We start from the raw sequence: 15,623 nt of genomic DNA on the forward strand, positions 1-15,623 counted from the left end.
GCCGCCCTCTGAACGGCCCGTGCCGGACGTCAACCACGCCCGGACATGTCCCCACACCCGGTCGGGGGGCCTACGCCGCCCTGGAGCCCGTTTCTCGGCTCCGTCGCCTACGGCGCGTCACACCCACTCCCGTGCCCGTCAGCCCCAGGTGTCCCCGGGGCCCTTGCTGCCGGGCGCCCGCAGCCTGCCCTTGTAGCGGGCGGGACCCCCGGAGGGGCCCTGAACCTTGATGAAGCGGACCGTGCCGTCACCGAGACCGGTGTTCAGGGTACGCAGCAACTGCGGTGCCATCAGGCGGAGTTGAGTGGCCCAAGCGGTGGAGGAGCAGCGCACGGTGAGCACCCGCTCGTCCTCGTCGAAGTGCTCGGGCTCGCAGTGCGCGGCGATGTCCTTCCCCACGATCTCGGGCCACCGCCCCATCACCCCGCCCACGGCCGCGGGCGCCTCCCAGCCCCGCTCGGCGATCAGCCGCGTGATCGCCGAGCCGAGCGGCTGCGGGTCACGGCCGTCGGCACGCGCCCCGGAGCGGAGCCCGGTCCGGCGAGCCTGCTTCTTCTGGGTCACGGCGTCGCCACGCTTGCGAGCTTGTTCCTTGGCAGCGCGAAGGGCGACCCGGGCCAGATCGACTCCACTGACCTCGGGAGTCTCCTCCGCCATGCTGCGCCTCGCCTTCCCCAGCCTGTGGACAAGCAACCAAGAGTACGCGGGTCAGCTGAGGCAGGCGGGGATCATGCAGCATCCAGGGGCGCGAGGAACTGCGCGAGGAACCACCGGCGTGCGGATGGCCCTGCCCGTTCGGCCTGCCAGCTGCGTGGGAGGGGGCACCTCCCGGCCGAAGGCTGGGGGATTGTCGCGCAGTTCCCCGCGCCCCTGAGCAGGTTGCAACTAAAGCTTGGTGACTTCGCCATCCATCACGGCGAACCTTGCGCCGTGCAGCGCGTCGGGAACGTCCTCCGGGACCGCCGCCGTCACCAGGACCTGCTCGCCCGTGACCACCCGGTGAGCCAGCGCCTCACGCCGCCGCGCATCCAGCTCCGCGAAAACATCGTCAAGAATCAGCACCGGCTCGCCGCCGTCCTCGCGCAGCAGGTCGTACGAGGCCAGGCGCAGCGCCAGCGCGTACGACCAGCACTCGCCATGGGAGGCATAACCCTTGGCAGGAAGCTCACCGAGCCGCAGGCCAAGCTCGTCACGGTGGGGACCCACCAGCGTCAGACCGCGCTCCAGCTCCTGTTTGCGCGCAGCCCCCAACGCCGCCAGCAAAGCAGCATGCAGGGCCTCACGGCCACCGCCAAGCGGCACGCCCTCGCCCATCGAGGAGCGGTACTCCAGCAGCGTCGGACCGCCGCCCGGCGCCAGCTCCTCGTACGCCCGCGCCACCAGCGGCTGCAGGGACGCGACCAGGTCCAGCCGCTGCGCCAGCAGCTCCGCGCCGGTCCGCGCCAGATGGTCGTCCCAGACGTCCAGCGTCGACAGCTCCACCCGCCCCGAGGAGCGCCGAGCCATCGCCGCTGTCTTCAGCAGCGCGTTGCGTTGCTTCAGCACCCGCTCGTAGTCCTGCCGCACGCCGGCCAGCCGCGGGGCGCGCAGCGTCAGCAGCTCGTCCAGGAAGCGGCGGCGCTCGCCGGGGTCGCCCTTGACCAGCGCCAGGTCCTCCGGCGCGAACAACACGGTCCGCAGCAGGCCCAGTACGTCGCGCGGCCGGACGTTGTCGCTGCGGTTGATCCGGGCCCGGTTCGCCTTGCCCGGGTTCAGCTCCAGCTCGATCAGCGTCTGCCGCTCGTCGCGGACCACCATCCCGCGCACGATGGCCCGCTGCGCGCCCGCGCGCACCAGCGGGGCGTCGCCCGCGACGCGGTGGCTGCCGAGGGTCGCCAGATAGCCGACGGCCTCGACCAGGTTGGTCTTCCCCTGGCCGTTGGGACCGGTGAACGCGGTGACGCCCGGGTCGAGCGGAACCTCGACCCGGGCGTAACTGCGGAAGTCGGCCAGCGAGAGATGCGCGACGTGCACAGCTTCCTTCGCAGGTTGTGGATAACTCCGGTGGAACAGCTACCAGTTGGCTACTTCGACTCGACCGCTACTTGCTCTCGACCGCGTGGCCGCCGAACTCGTTGCGCAGCGCGGCGATCATCTTCATCTGCGGGGAGTCGTCCTGGCGCGAGGCGAAGCGCGCGAAGAGCGAGGCGGTGATCGCGGGGAGCGGGACGGCGTGGTCGATCGCGGCCTCGACGGTCCACCGGCCCTCGCCCGAGTCCGCGGCGTAGCCCTTGAGCTTGCCCAGGTGCTCGTCCTTGTCGAGGGCGTCCACGGCCAGGTCGAGCAGCCAGGAGCGGATGACCGTGCCCTCCTTCCAGGAGCGGAAGATCTCGCGGACGTCGGTGACGCTGTCCACGGCCTCCAGCAGCTCCCAGCCCTCGGCGTAGGCCTGCATCATGGCGTACTCGATACCGTTGTGGACCATCTTCGCGAAGTGGCCGGCACCGACCTTGCCCGCGTGGACCGAGCCGTACTCGCCCTCGGGCTTGAGCGCGTCGAAGATCGGCTTCACCTTCGCGACGTCCTCGTCGGAGCCGCCGTACATCAGGGCGTAGCCGTTCTGCAGGCCCCAGACACCGCCTGAGACACCGCAGTCGACGAAGCCGATGCCCTTGGCCGCGAGGTCGGCAGCGTGCTTCTCGTCGTCGGTCCAGCGCGAGTTGCCACCGTCGACGACGACGTCGCCCGGCTCCAGCAGCTCGGCCAGCTCGTCCACGGTCGACTGGGTCGGGCCGCCGGCGGGGACCATCACCCACACGACGCGGGGCGCGGCGAGGGAACCCACCAGCTCCTTGAGGCTCGCGACGTCGGACAGGGCGGGGTCGCGGTCGTACCCGACGACGGTGTGGCCGGCGCGGCGGATGCGCTCGCGCATGTTGCCGCCCATCTTGCCGAGACCGATGAGTCCGAGCTGCATGACTAGTCCTTCGTTCCGTGGTGACTGTCCGCGGCCCCGTTGCCGCACCAGATTGAGCCTATCCCCGACGGCCAGTTGCACTACCTGGGGGCGCGGGGCTCTGGAGGTGCAACCGGGCGTCAGCCGGACAGGCGCACCGGCATGATCAGGTACTTGTACGCCTCGTCCGCCTCGGTCTCCTGCGAAGCCTTGCCGCTCAGCAGCGCCGGCTTCGTCGCCGTCGTGAAGCTCAGCTGGGCCACCGGGGAGTCGATGGCCGACAGGCCGTCCAGCAGGTAGGCCGGGTTGAAGGCGATCGAGATGTCGTCACCCTCCAGGTCCGCGTCCAGGCGCTCGGACGCCTGGGCGTCGTCGCCGGAGCCGGCCTCCAGGGTCAGCACGCCCTGCTCGAAGCTGAGCCGCACCGGGGTGTTCCGCTCGGCGACCAGGGAGACACGCTTGACGGCGTCCACAAAGCTCTGGGTGCCCACTGTGCCGACCGCGGAGAACTCCGTCGGGAACAGGGAGCGGAACTTCGGGAACTCGCCCTCCAGCAGGCGCGTGGTCGTTCGGCGGCCGGCGCCCTCGAAACCGATCAGGCCCTCGCCCTTTCCGCTGCCCGCGAGCGCGATGGAGACGTTGTCGCCCGCGCTCAGCGACTTCGCGGTGTCCAGCAGGGTCTTCGCGGGCACCAGGGCCACGGCCGACAGGCCGGGCTGCTCAGGCTTCCACAGCAGCTCCCGGACGGCGAAGCGGTAGCGGTCGGTGGCGGCCAGGGTGACCCGGTCGTCCTCGATCTCGACGCGGACACCCGTCAGCACCGGGAGCGTGTCGTCGCGACCGGCCGCCACGGCGACCTGGGCGACGGCGGCCGCGAAGGCGTCGCCCGGGACCATGCCGGAGACGGTCGGCATCACCGGCAGGGCCGGGTACTCGTCCACAGGCAGGGTGGGCAGTGTGAATCGCGAGCTGCCGCAGACGACGAGCACGCGCACGCCGTCGGTGGAGATCTCCACCGGCCTGTTGGGAAGCGAGCGTGAGATGTCGGCGAGCAGGCGACCGGAGACCAGGACCGTGCCCGCCTCCTCCACGTCCGCCTCGGCCTCGACGCGCGCGGAGACCTCGTAGTCGAAGCCGGACAGGCTCAGCTTGCCGGTGTCCTCCTGGCTCTCCGCCGTCAGCAGCAGCCCGGCGAGGACCGGCACCGGGGGCCTGGCCGGGAGGCTGCGCGCGGCCCAGGCCACGGCCTCCGCGAGGACGTCACGCTCGACCCGGAACTTCACCGGTAACCGCCTCCTGATGTGGGTAGGACGCTTCTGCGTCCTAGTTGCCGAGGAACAGTCTGACGCATACCACGGACAGCTGAGGCAGATGGGCCGAAGTGGCATCGAACGCATGTCGGGTCAGGCGTTCTCCACAGATTTGGCCCCCACCTCCTTTTGGATCAAGACCGAGCTATCTCTAGTGGGTAGTAGTAGTAGGCCTTGTGGAAACCGTGGATAACCCCATTCCGCGCTGGTCGGAGCCCCTTTTTTGTCCACATTGGCTGGGGACGGCGACGGTGGAAGAACTACACGTCCTGTGGATTCAGCACCCCCTGTGCACAGGGCAGTTGGGTTGTCCCCAGGTTGTCCACCACTTCGTCCCCAGGTTTTCCCCTGGTTACCCACAGCCCCTGTGGCAACATCACGGAGCTCATTTCCCTCGTCCCGGTGAAATGCCTCTTGATGTTGCCATTCTGTGGACGTCCGTGTGGAGAAGTCGGTCAATGCTGGGGATAACCACCCCGAACCTGGGGACAGCGCGTGGATAACTCGGGCGCCCGGTTGACAGGCCCTCAGTTCTCCACAGGCTGTGGACGACTGATTCCCACAAGTCCACAGGGGGTTGAGCTGGGACGATCCTTCCAGAGCGGGCTGGCCTGTGGACCGATTCTGGATAACTCGCTTCTCCCCAGGGTGTGGACGGAGCAAAGGTCCTCCTGACTGTGGAAACACAGGAGGGGCGCCCGATGGGCGCCCCTCCTGAACCGCTGTGCTCGGTCCGGCGTCAGCTCTTGATGCGGTTGGTGAGCTCGGTCACCTGGTTGTAGATGGCCCGCCGCTCGGCCATCATCGTGCGGATCTTGCGGTCGGCGTGCATGACCGTGGTGTGGTCGCGGCCGCCGAAGGCAGCCCCGATCTTCGGCAGCGAGAGGTCGGTCAGCTCCCGGCACAGGTACATGGCGATCTGCCGCGCCGTCACCAGCACCCGGCTGCGCGAGGAGCCGCACAGGTCGTCCACGCTGAGGCCGAAGTAGGCGGCCGTCTGCTGCATGATGACGCCGGCGGTGATCTCGGGCCCGTCGTCCTCGCCGCCGGGGACGAGGTCCTTCAGCACGATCTCGGCCAACTGCAGGTCGACCGGCGCCCGGTTGAGGCTGGCGAAGGCGGTGACCCGGATCAGCGCGCCCTCCAACTCGCGGATGTTCCGCGAGATCCGCGAGGCGATGAACTCCAGCACCTCGGCGGGGGCGTTGAGTTGCTCCTGGATCGCCTTCTTGCGCAGGATCGCGATGCGGGTCTCCAGCTCGGGCGGCTGGACGTCGGTGGTGAGGCCCCACTCGAAGCGGTTGCGGAGCCGGTCCTCCAGGGTGACCAGCTGCTTGGGCGGCCGGTCGGAGGAGATCACGATCTGCTTGTTGGCGTTGTGCAGGGTGTTGAAGGTGTGGAAGAACTCCTCCTGCGTCGACTCCTTGTTCTGCAGGAACTGGATGTCGTCGACGAGCAGGATGTCCATGTCGCGGTAGCGCTGCCGGAAGCCGTCGCCCTTGTCGTCGCGGATCGAGTTGATGAACTCGTTCGTGAACTCCTCCGAGCTCACGTAGCGGACGCGGGTGCCCGGGTAGAGGCTGCGGGCGTAGTGGCCGATGGCGTGCAGCAGGTGCGTCTTGCCGAGGCCGGACTCCCCGTAGATGAAGAGCGGGTTGTACGCCTTGGCGGGGCTCTCGGCGACGGCGACCGCGGCCGCGTGGGCGAAGCGGTTGCTGGAGCCGATGACGAAGGTGTCGAAGAGGTACTTGGGGTTCAGCCGGGCGGCCGGCTCGTCCTTGCCGGGCAGCGCGGGAGAGCTGCCGCTGGAGCCGGTCCCCGGCCGCGGCATCGGCGGAGACGGCGGGGCGGGCACGGCGACGACGCCCTGCTCGCGTTCGGGCTCGCTCGAGTACGCGGGCTGGTGCGGCTGCTGGTGTGACTGCTGGTGCGGCTGGTGCTGCTGGGCGGGCGGCGCGGAGGCATCGGGGAGTGCCGGCAGCTGACGCTGCGGCGGCTCGATCTGCTGGGCCGGCGGCTGGGGCGGCAGTTGGACCGGCAACTGCGGTACGGCCCACTCGTCCTGGTACGCCGACGGCTGCTCCTGAGGAGCCTGATACGGAGCCTGCTCCTGCTCTTGGTACTGGGGCTGGTACTGGGGCTGAGGCTGGGGCTGGGGCAGCTCGGAGTAGTGCCGCTCGGCGGGGTAGTGAGGCTGCTGCTCCTGGTACGGCTGGCTCGGTGGCAGCGCGTGCTGCGGGTAGCCGTACGCCTGCTGCGGCTGGTAGGCGGCGGAGGGCAGCGGCGTGGGCGGCGTGAGCGGCGTGAGCGGCGCGGGCGTGGGCTCAGGGGCGAGCAGGCCGGCGTTGGCGTCGACGACGACCGCGATCAGGATCGAGCGCTGGAACTCCTGCCCCAGCAGCTCGGTGATCTTCTGCACCAGCCGGCCTTCGAGCACGCCCTTGCCGTACTCGTTCGGCGTGGCCAGCAGCGCGGTGTTGTGCATCATCCCCATGGGATGCGTCAGCTGGAGCCAGTGCTTGTCCTTGGCCCCGACCTCCGGATCGCTCGCCAGTCGCTCGACGACTCGCGCCCAAGCGGAAGCGAGATCGTTGGTTGTGTCAGCCACTGGTGCACGCCTTCGTTGGGGCAGGAGATCCATGGGAAGTCTGTCAACGGTAGGCGGCGGGCATGCCCTGGTTCAAGTTGTTGTCCACAGGGTGTGGGCGACGTGTCGCGGCTGGTCCGTGCCCGGACGGTCGTGGTCGCTCACCGGTGAGCAGCGGGCCGGTCGGGGCCGGTTTGACCCGTAGGCTCCGTTCCGCGTACCGTAACGAGGTCGAGTTGTCGATGGCCGCTGCCGCATGCCCGCGGAGTCTCCGCAGCCGAGGCGCGCAGCTACGGGCGTCGTGGATCACCGTACAGAACGGGTTATGGGGATCGCGCGGACGCACGGTGACGGCCAACCGATGTTTCGCCGCCCCTTCGATTGACCCTGGAGTTACCCCGTGAGCAAGCGCACCTTCCAGCCGAACAACCGCCGCCGCGCGAAGACCCATGGCTTCCGCCTGCGGATGCGCACGCGTGCCGGTCGTGCGATCCTCGCGGCGCGCCGCGAAAAGGGCCGCAGCCGTCTGTCCGCCTGATAACCGCCAGATCACCAAGGTCGTCATGTCGTGCTGCCCTCCGAGTATCGGCTGAGGCGGCGCGAGGATTTCGCGACCGCGGTACGGCGGGGCCGCAGAGCCGGCCGCCCGCTGCTCGTCGTGCACCTCTTCCTGCCCGGTTCCGCCGGTCCGGAGGCGGGCACGACGACGGAGCCTGCAAACCCGCACGGCGCCGGGGGGAACTTTCTCCCGGCGCGTGCGGGTTTTGTTGTCAGCAAGGCCGTCGGTGTGGCCATGGTCCGAAATCGCGTCAAGCGTCGGCTACGTCACCTCATGGCCGAGCGAATCGGCGACCTGCCCGCAGGTAGCCTGATAGTGGTACGCGCACTTCCTTCGGCCGCCGAGGCGGAGTACGCGGACCTGGCACGCGATCTGGACTCCGCGCTGCGCAAACTGAGCGCCTCATCGCCGACAGGAGCAGGGCAGTGACCTACCTGCTGTGGGTGATGGTCGGGCTGGCCGGGCTGTTCGCCGGCAAGTACCTGCTGCTGGGGCTGATCAAGCTCTACCAGCTGACCATCAGCCCCATGCTGGGCCCGGTGTGTCGCTACCACCCGTCCTGTTCCCGCTATGGCTTCGAGGCAATCAAGGTCCACGGCGCGATCAAGGGCACCGCTCTGACCGCTTGGCGCATCCTCCGGTGCAATCCCTGGAGTGCCGGCGGCTTCGACTACGTCCCGGAACGAAAGCACCCGGTCTGGTACCGGCGGCTTCGAAAGCCGGTCCCTCCGACCACTGCCCAAGGAGTCTGACCCGTGGGGTTCCTCGACTCAATCCTCAAACCTCTGTACTACGGCGTCTCCTGGATCGTGGTGCAGTTCCACGCCGTGTTCGGGGCGATCTTCGGTAAGGACTCGGGCGCGGCCTGGGGCCTGTCCATCGTCATGCTGACGGTCCTTGTGCGAGCGGCGATGATCCCGCTGTTCGTCAAGCAGATCAAGTCCATGCGGACCATGCAGGCGCTCCAGCCGAAGATGAAGGTCATCCAGGAGCGCTACAAGAACGACCGCCAGAAGCAGTCCGAAGAGATGATGAAGCTCTACAAGGAGGCGGGTACCAACCCGGCTGCGAGCTGTCTTCCTCTTCTGGTGCAGTCGCCCTTCTTCATGTCGCTCTACGGCGTGCTGAAGAACGTCTCGCAGGACAAGGCAGTCGGTGTGATCACCGGCACGCTGCTGGTCAGTGCGAACCACGCGCAGATCTTCGGTGCGGCGATCTCCCAGACCTTCGTCGGTTCGAGCCTGACCAGCGTGAAGGTCGTCACCGCGATCTTCATTCTGACGATGTGCTTCACGCAGTTCCTCACCACGCGCCAGCTCATGACGAAGAACGTCGACCTCACGGTCAAGACGCCGTACATGCAGCAGCAGAAGATGATGATGTACGTCCTCCCCGTCATCTACATCTTCTTCGGCATCAACATGCCGGTCGGTGTCCTGATCTACATGGTCACCTCCAACGCGTGGACCCTGGGCCAGCAGCTGGTCATCATCCGCCGTAACCCGACCCCCGGCTCCATCGCCTTCACGGAGCGCCAGGCGCGCCTCAAGGCGCAGGGCAAGCTGAACCCGGACGGCTCCGAGATCAAGACCTCGATCAGCTCCCTGGTGAAGGGCGGCTCCGCCGCTCCTGAGGACGTCGTTCCCGAGCCGGCTCCGGTGCGGGTGCAGCCGAAGCGGCAGACCAAGGCGAAGCGGTCCGGCGGCGGAGGCGGTGGCGGTGGCGGTCAGCAGAGCGGTGGCGGCGGTGGCGGTAGCGGTACCAAGACCGCTCCGGCGCGTGGCCGGGCTACCGGCGGCAGCACTGGTGGCGGCAACCGCAACCAGGGCAGCTCTGGGCAGTCGCCCAAGAAGAAGTCCTGATCCTCATCTCCCACCCCCTACTGATCATCGAAGGAGTCGATTCGTGACGGACGGCACCGTGGCCCCCGCCGAGGGCGCCGCGTCCAAGAGCGAGCTGCTGGCCAACCTGGAGCAGGAGGGGGAAATCGCCGCCGACTACCTGGAGGCCCTCCTCGACATCGCCGACCTCGACGGCGACATCGACATGGACGTCGAGGGCGACCGCGCCTCCGTCTCGATCGTCGGTGAGGGACCGGGTGCTGCGCGTTCGCTGCAGCGTCTGGTCGGCCAGGACGGCGAGGTGCTGGAGGCCCTGCAGGAGCTGACCCGTCTGGCGGTGCACCGGGAGACCGGGGAGCGCAGCCGGTTGATGCTGGACATTGCGGGGTTCCGTGCGGGCAAGCGCGCTGAGCTGACCGCGCTGGGCGAGCAGGCGGCCAAGGAGGTCAAGGAGAGCGGCGAGCCGGTGCGACTGCGGCCGATGACTCCGTTCGAGCGGAAGGTCGTCCACGACGCCGTGGCCGCGGCCGGTCTGCGCAGCGAGTCGGAGGGCGAGGAGCCCCAGCGTCGCGTGGTCGTGCTGCCGGCCTGACCGGTCTGCCCGAGAGTGGTAGCGGGATTCGTCCGGCCCCGTTCGCAGTTCTGCTGCGGGCGGGGCCGTTGTGAGTAAGAGGAGTGGTGCGGCGTGGTGGAGGCCCAGCCCGAGGAGTTCGACATGGACCTCGGGGAGACCCCGGCGGTTGCTGCGGAGATCTTCGGCGACCGACTGGAGCAGGCCGTGCGCTACGCGGAGCTGCTCGCGGACGCGGGCGTCCGGCGCGGGCTGATCGGTCCGCGCGAGGTGCCCCGGCTCTGGGAGCGGCACATCCTCAACTGCGCTGTGCTGGGTGAGGCGCTGCCGGACAAGCGGTCGCTGTCGCTCTGCGACGTGGGCTCGGGTGCGGGACTGCCGGGCATCCCGGTCGCGCTGGCGCGCCCCGATGTGGAGATCACGTTGCTGGAGCCGCTGCTGCGGCGGACGACCTTCCTGGAGGAGGTGGTCCGGGAGCTGCGTCTCGACAACGTCACCGTGCTGCGCGGGCGCGCCGAGGAGATGGTCGGCAAGATCCAGGTCGACGTGGTGACCGCGCGCGCGGTGGCGCCGCTGGACCGGCTGGCCGGCTGGGGGCTTCCGCTGTTGCGTCCGTACGGCCAGATGCTGGCGCTGAAGGGGGAGTCGGCGGAGCAGGAGGTGGCCGAGCACAAGGCCGCGCTGCAGAAGCTGGGCGCGGAGTCGTGGTCGGTGGAGGTGATCGGGGCGGCCGTCGTCTCGACGCCGACGCACGTGGTGCGGGTGCAGGTGGGCGAGAGCCCTGGCGGGGTGCGGGCGGCGGCGCGGCGCGCCAAGGCTGCGCGGGCTTCTCGTGCTGGGACCCGGCGCCGCCGGTAGTGGTTCGACGGCGCGCCTGCTGACCAAGATCGCTAAGTATTTCACGTGAAACACCTGGAGATCTTGGTCTGGCCCTTCGGTCGAGCCGACCAAGATCACTAAATGTTTCACGTGAAACACTTAGCGATCTTGGTCGACGTTTGACCCGGTCAGAAGCACCGGAGTGTCGAACCGTCAGATTTGACTTAAAACGGGCATGGTGTTGCTCGTGAAACGTCGCTCCCTGCTCTCCGGCATCCTCAGCCGAAGCCGCGAGGCCGCCCAGCGCACCCGTCCCGCCCGTCCTTCGAGTGAAGTTCTGGTACCCAGGGGGCTGGAACGTCCCCAACTTCCCCCCGTGCCCCGCGAGCTGCGCGATGATTCTGACGACAGCCCGGAGTGTGAGGGGGGCGGACCCATGTCCGAACAGCATCCTGCCGTCGTCGTAGAGCCGGTCGTTGGGGAACCGCTGCCGGGGCCCCGGACGCAATCTCCGTTTGTCGACCCTGGTCGCAGTGTCCATCCAGCACCGTCGCATGAAACACTGACGGACATGCAGGACTCCGACACTCCGCCGCTCGCGGACGACACCCCTATCGCGCGCGCCGCGCAGGCCGCTGTCACCGCGATGTCGCGGGTCGGCGAGCCGCTGCCGCGCCCCGCACAGACGCGGGTGATGGTGGTCGCCAACCAGAAGGGCGGGGTGGGCAAGACCACCACCACAGTCAACCTGGCCGCCTCGCTGGCACTGCATGGCGCCCGCGTCCTGGTCATCGACCTTGACCCGCAGGGCAACGCCTCCACCGCGCTGGGCATCGACCACCACGCCGAGGTGCCGTCCATCTACGACGTCCTGGTCGAGGGGAAGCCCCTGGCCGACGTCGTCCAGCCGGTCGTGGACGTCGAGGGGCTGTTCTGCTGCCCGGCCACGATCGACCTGGCCGGCGCGGAGATCGAGCTGGTCTCGCTGGTGGCCCGCGAGAGCCGGCTGCAGCGTGCCATCGCCGCCTACGAGCAGCCCCTCGACTACATCCTGATCGACTGCCCGCCCTCGCTGGGGCTGCTGACGGTCAACGCGATGGTGGCCGGACGCGAGGTGCTGATCCCGATCCAGTGCGAGTACTACGCGCTGGAGGGCCTCGGCCAGTTGCTGCGCAATGTGGACCTGGTCCGGGCTCACCTCAACCCGGATCTGCACGTGTCCACCATCCTGCTCACCATGTACGATGCGCGCACCCGGCTGGCCTCCCAGGTCGCGGACGAGGTGCGCAGCCACTTCACCTCCGAGGTGCTGCGGACCAGCATCCCGCGGTCGGTGCGTGTCTCCGAGGCGCCCAGCTACGGGCAGACGGTGCTCACCTACGACCCGGGTTCCACCGGCGCGCTCTCCTATCTGGAAGCCGCCAAGGAGATCGCGCTTCGCGGCGCGGAGATGGATGCCGCGGCGGCCGAGGTGGCCTACGCAGCCGGGGTGCCCGGGGTCTATGCCCAGCAGCCCCGGACGATCGACCAGCACAGCACGATGGAGGGGAACCGGTGAGCGAGCGTCGTAGGGGTCTTGGCCGTGGCTTGGGAGCGCTGATCCCGGCTGCTGCTTCACCGGTCGGTGCCTCGGCCGTCCCCGGGACCGCTTCTCCGTCGGCCATGCCGGTGCTCGGCTCCGAGCGCGGCGTCGCCGCCGTGAAGGTAGCCGGGCTGAATGGCGCCGGTGGCGCGTCGTCGATTCCGGTCGGCACGCTGGAGCGCGAGCCCGAGCCGGTGGAGACCGCGACGCCGGAGGAGGACCCGCACGCGCTCCGACCGGTCGAGGGCGCCTGGTTCGCCGAGCTGCCGCTGGACTCGATCACGCCCAACCCGCGTCAGCCGCGTGAGGTCTTCGACCCCGAGGCGCTGAACGAGCTCGTCATCTCCATTCAGCAGGTGGGGCTGCTCCAGCCGATCGTGGTGCGTCAGGTCGGTCCGGAGCGCTACGAGCTGATCATGGGCGAGCGCCGCTGGCGCGCGAGCCGTGAGGCCGGCCTCGACGCGATCCCGGCCATCGTCCGTGAGACGGACGACGAGAAACTGCTCCTCGACGCGCTGCTGGAGAACCTGCACCGCGCCGAGCTCAACCCCTTGGAAGAGGCGGCCGCCTACGAGCAGCTGATGTACGACTTCTCCTGCTCGCAGGGGGAGCTCGCCGACCGCATCGGCCGCTCCCGACCGCACGTGAACAACACGCTGCGGCTGCTCAAGCTCTCGCCGTTCATCCAGCGCCGGGTCGCTGCCGGGGAGTTCGCCGGGGGCCACGCCCGCGTACTGCTGGCGGTGGAGAACGACGAGCTGCGCGAGAAGCTGGCGGCGCGGATCTCCCCGGAGGGTCTGTCGGTGCGCGGGCTGGAGGAGATCGTCGCGGTCATCGGCTTCGACGAGAACCCTGCCTCGCGCAAGCCCCCGGCGGCGCCCCGCGCGGGACGCCGTGTCTCGCCCGCCTTCGCCAGCCTGGCGAACCGTCTCTCGGACCGCTTCGACACCCGGGTGAAGGTCGAGCTCGGCAAGAACCGCGGCAAGATCGTGGTGGAGTTCGCCTCGGTCGAGGACCTCGACCGGATCCTCGGTTCCTTCGCCCCGGGTGAGGGCGCGATGCTCCGGCAGGGGCTGGAGGGTGACGGCGGCCACGCCGAGGAGATCGAGGAAGAGCAGGACTGAGCGACCAAGATCGCCAAATGTTTCACGTGAAACATTTGGCGATCTTGTACAGCACGATCTTGAAGCCTGAGCCCCCGCGTTTCAGTCGAAGCGCGGGGGCTTCTGCCTGTGTCCGCCCGTGGCTAGGCTGCATTTCGAGGAGGCAGCCATGGAGCGGCAGCACCGGAGCAGTGCCCGTGTCGAACAGGTCGCGCTGATCGCCTTGGGGCTGGGCGTCGGTGGGGCAGCGGGATTCCTTGGTGGGCTGGTCCGTGATCGCGCTGCCGTGTCGGGGCCGCTGCGCCTATCGTGGACGCATGGGACGCAGGCTGGTACCGCTCACTCTCGACTCGCTCGCCGATCTCCCACTGCCCTGTCGGTCCTGTGTCTTCTGGGAGCTGGATCCGGTCAGTGGTGAGGCTGCCGTCAAGAACGGGCAGTCGGAGCTGGAGAAGGAGTCCTGGATCTCCGCCGTACTGCTGGAGTGGGGCTCCTGTGGGCGGATCGCCTACGTCGACGAAGCGCCGGCCGGCTTCGTGCTCTACGCACCGCCTGCCTATGTGCCGCGCTCGCTGGCCTTCCCCACGAGCCCGATCTCGCCGGATGCGGTGCAGCTGATGACGGCTCGGGTGCTGCCGGGATATCAGGGGCAGGGCATCGGGCGGACTTTGGTGCAGACGGTGGCCAAGGACCTGGTCCGGCGGGGGTTCAAGGCGATCGAGGCCTTCGGCGATGCCCGCTGGGAGGAGCCCAGCTGTGTGCTGCCGGCGGATCATCTGTTGTCGGTCGGCTTCAAGACGGTGCGACCGCACCCCCGCTATCCGCGACTGCGGCTGGAGGTGCGGTCGGCGATCTCCTGGAAGGGCGAGATGGAGGTCGCTCTGGAGCGGTTGCTCGGCGCGGTCCAGAAGGAGCCCTCGCTCCGGCCGCTGTGAGCGGTTTGCACGACCAAGATCGCGCTCTACAAGATCGCTAAGTGTTTCACGTGAAACATCTGGCGATCTTGGTCCCCTTTCCATGATCGCAAAATGCTTCACGTGAAACACTTAGCGATCTTGGTAGCGCCAGGGGCATGTCTCGAGAGCGCTGTCGCCTTCAGGCGAAGGCCGCGGGCAGGTGAAGCACCCCGGTGGGGGCGTCGTCCTCCGGTGGGAGATAGACGCGCTGGACTGCGACGGCGATCGCCTCGACGGCCTGGGCGCGCACCTCGGCCGAGCGCAGGCGCGCCGCGTCGGCCGCGTTGGTGAGGTAACCGAGCTCCAGACGCACGCAGGGCATCTTCGTGGAGCGCAGCAAGGTCCAGGTGCGGGCGTGGCTGCGCAGATCGCCGAGGCCGCAGCGGGCGACCAGCTCGCGCTGGGCCAGGCCGGCGAACTGCTTGCCGGTGTGCGACCAGCGGCCGCGGCTCTCGTCGCCGTAGTAGTAGCTGGCGACGCCGCCGATCCCGGGATTGGCGTGGCCCTCCAGGTGGAGCGAGATCATCAGGTCCGCGCCGGTCTGGTTGGCGAAGCGGGCGCGCTCGGTCTCGTCAGGGGCGGCGTCGGCGGTCCGGGTGAGGTAGGTGCGCACGCCCAACGCCGTCAGGCGGCCCTCCAGGCGGCTGGTGATGTCCCAGACGATCGCGGCCTCGGAGGCCTCGTGAGCCTGGATGCCGGCGTCCGTACCGCCGTGCCCGGGGTCGATCACGATGACCTTGCCGGTCAGGGCCGGGCCGGAGTGGCGCAGCATCTCTGTCTCCCGCATCACGTGCGGCGCGCCGCCGACGACGGTCCGGGAGAGCCGCTCCAGCACCACGTACGTGGTCGGCCCGAGCGTGCCGTCCGGGTGCAGGCCCATGTTGCGCTGGAACTCGCTGACGGCCTGTGCGGTGGCAGGGCCGTAGATTCCGTCGACGCGGCCGGGCGTGAAGCCCATGTCGAGCAGCCGCTGCTGGAGATGGGCGACGTCGTCGCCGACCATCATCCCGCTGGGGGTGTAGCTGAGTACCCGATCGCCCAGCCGCCAGCGGGCCTCGTTGAGATGGCGGTACGTCTCCGGGCCGACGATGCCGTCGGTGGTGAGCCCACGCTGCTGCTGGAAGTGGCGGACCGCTGCGTCCACGGCGGTGTCGAAGAGGGCCTCGGCCGAGGGGATGCGCCGTCCCTGGCGGGCGGGCGGTGTCTCCGGCAGCAGGCCGAGCAGGCTGAGCTTGAACCGGATCTCGGCGACGGCGGGACCGCTGTCCCCGAGCTTCCAGTGATACGCGTGGGAGGGGCGCTGCTGGGACATAGGCAAGATCGTACGCCGCAGCCCCCATGTTTCACGTGAAACATGGGG

General features: G+C 69.0%; 15 protein-coding genes. 9 read left to right on the plus strand and 6 right to left on the minus strand.

From position 1 onward, the window contains the following. Positions 1-138 precede the first annotated feature (138 nt). From ABIA32_RS00590 to dnaA, 5 genes are all read right to left on the minus strand, one after another. Positions 139-657, minus strand: coding sequence for a DUF721 domain-containing protein (locus tag ABIA32_RS00590; protein ID WP_370091624.1), 519 nt, complete (start codon positions 655-657; stop codon positions 139-141). A 228-nt stretch (positions 658-885) separates the two neighbouring features. Further along, positions 886-2,013: a DNA replication/repair protein RecF gene (gene recF / locus ABIA32_RS00595; RefSeq protein ID WP_370091625.1), complete on the minus strand. Its 1,128-nt coding sequence runs from the start codon at positions 2,011-2,013 to the stop codon at positions 886-888. A gap of 67 nt (positions 2,014-2,080) precedes the next feature. Continuing rightward, positions 2,081-2,956: a phosphogluconate dehydrogenase (NAD(+)-dependent, decarboxylating) gene (gene gnd / locus ABIA32_RS00600; RefSeq protein ID WP_370091626.1), complete on the minus strand. Its 876-nt coding sequence runs from the start codon at positions 2,954-2,956 to the stop codon at positions 2,081-2,083. Between the two features lie 119 nt (positions 2,957-3,075). Then, on the minus strand, positions 3,076-4,218 hold the full coding sequence (gene dnaN, locus ABIA32_RS00605) for a DNA polymerase III subunit beta (RefSeq protein ID WP_370091627.1): 1,143 nt from the start codon (positions 4,216-4,218) through the stop codon (positions 3,076-3,078). A gap of 766 nt (positions 4,219-4,984) precedes the next feature. Then, the gene (dnaA, locus tag ABIA32_RS00610) at positions 4,985-6,853 is read right to left on the minus strand and encodes a chromosomal replication initiator protein DnaA (RefSeq protein WP_370091628.1); all 1,869 of its coding nucleotides are present in this window, start codon (positions 6,851-6,853) and stop codon (positions 4,985-4,987) included. A 379-nt stretch (positions 6,854-7,232) separates the two neighbouring features. Between dnaA and rpmH the strand changes: the two genes are divergently transcribed. From rpmH to ABIA32_RS00655, 9 genes are all read left to right on the plus strand, one after another. Further along, positions 7,233-7,370: a 50S ribosomal protein L34 gene (gene rpmH, locus ABIA32_RS00615; protein ID WP_370091629.1), complete on the plus strand. Its 138-nt coding sequence runs from the start codon at positions 7,233-7,235 to the stop codon at positions 7,368-7,370. Between the two features lie 30 nt (positions 7,371-7,400). Continuing rightward, entirely contained in the window at positions 7,401-7,820 is a 420-nt protein-coding gene (gene rnpA / locus ABIA32_RS00620; RefSeq protein WP_370091631.1) for a ribonuclease P protein component, read from the plus strand. Positions 7,821-7,837: 17 nt separating this feature from the next. Then, positions 7,838-8,143, plus strand: coding sequence for a membrane protein insertion efficiency factor YidD (yidD, locus tag ABIA32_RS00625; RefSeq protein WP_370091973.1), 306 nt, complete (start codon positions 7,838-7,840; stop codon positions 8,141-8,143). 3 nt (positions 8,144-8,146) lie between these two features. Further along, positions 8,147-9,253: a membrane protein insertase YidC gene (gene yidC, locus ABIA32_RS00630; RefSeq protein ID WP_370091633.1), complete on the plus strand. Its 1,107-nt coding sequence runs from the start codon at positions 8,147-8,149 to the stop codon at positions 9,251-9,253. A gap of 43 nt (positions 9,254-9,296) precedes the next feature. Next, entirely contained in the window at positions 9,297-9,824 is a 528-nt protein-coding gene (locus tag ABIA32_RS00635) for a protein jag (protein ID WP_370091634.1), read from the plus strand. 123 nt (positions 9,825-9,947) lie between these two features. After that, positions 9,948-10,661, plus strand: coding sequence for a 16S rRNA (guanine(527)-N(7))-methyltransferase RsmG (gene rsmG / locus ABIA32_RS00640; RefSeq protein ID WP_370091974.1), 714 nt, complete (start codon positions 9,948-9,950; stop codon positions 10,659-10,661). Between the two features lie 397 nt (positions 10,662-11,058). After that, on the plus strand, positions 11,059-12,180 hold the full coding sequence (locus ABIA32_RS00645) for a ParA family protein (RefSeq protein WP_370091635.1): 1,122 nt from the start codon (positions 11,059-11,061) through the stop codon (positions 12,178-12,180). Beyond that, positions 12,177-13,328, plus strand: coding sequence for a ParB/RepB/Spo0J family partition protein (locus ABIA32_RS00650; RefSeq protein ID WP_370091636.1), 1,152 nt, complete (start codon positions 12,177-12,179; stop codon positions 13,326-13,328). The genes ABIA32_RS00645 and ABIA32_RS00650 overlap by 4 nt, the downstream gene beginning before the upstream one ends. Positions 13,329-13,624: 296 nt before the next feature. Further along, positions 13,625-14,242 (plus strand): GNAT family N-acetyltransferase, encoded by a 618-nt coding sequence (locus tag ABIA32_RS00655; protein WP_370091637.1) that lies wholly within the window; start codon positions 13,625-13,627, stop codon positions 14,240-14,242. A 160-nt stretch (positions 14,243-14,402) separates the two neighbouring features. On the opposite strand, the gene ABIA32_RS00660 is transcribed toward ABIA32_RS00655, so the two are convergent. Further along, positions 14,403-15,575: an N-acetylmuramoyl-L-alanine amidase gene (locus ABIA32_RS00660; RefSeq protein ID WP_370091638.1), complete on the minus strand. Its 1,173-nt coding sequence runs from the start codon at positions 15,573-15,575 to the stop codon at positions 14,403-14,405. Positions 15,576-15,623: the final 48 nt, after the last annotated feature.

Source organism: Streptacidiphilus sp. MAP12-20 (assembly GCF_041262525.1).
In the GTDB taxonomy this organism is placed as follows: Bacteria; Actinomycetota; Actinomycetes; order Streptomycetales; family Streptomycetaceae; genus Streptacidiphilus.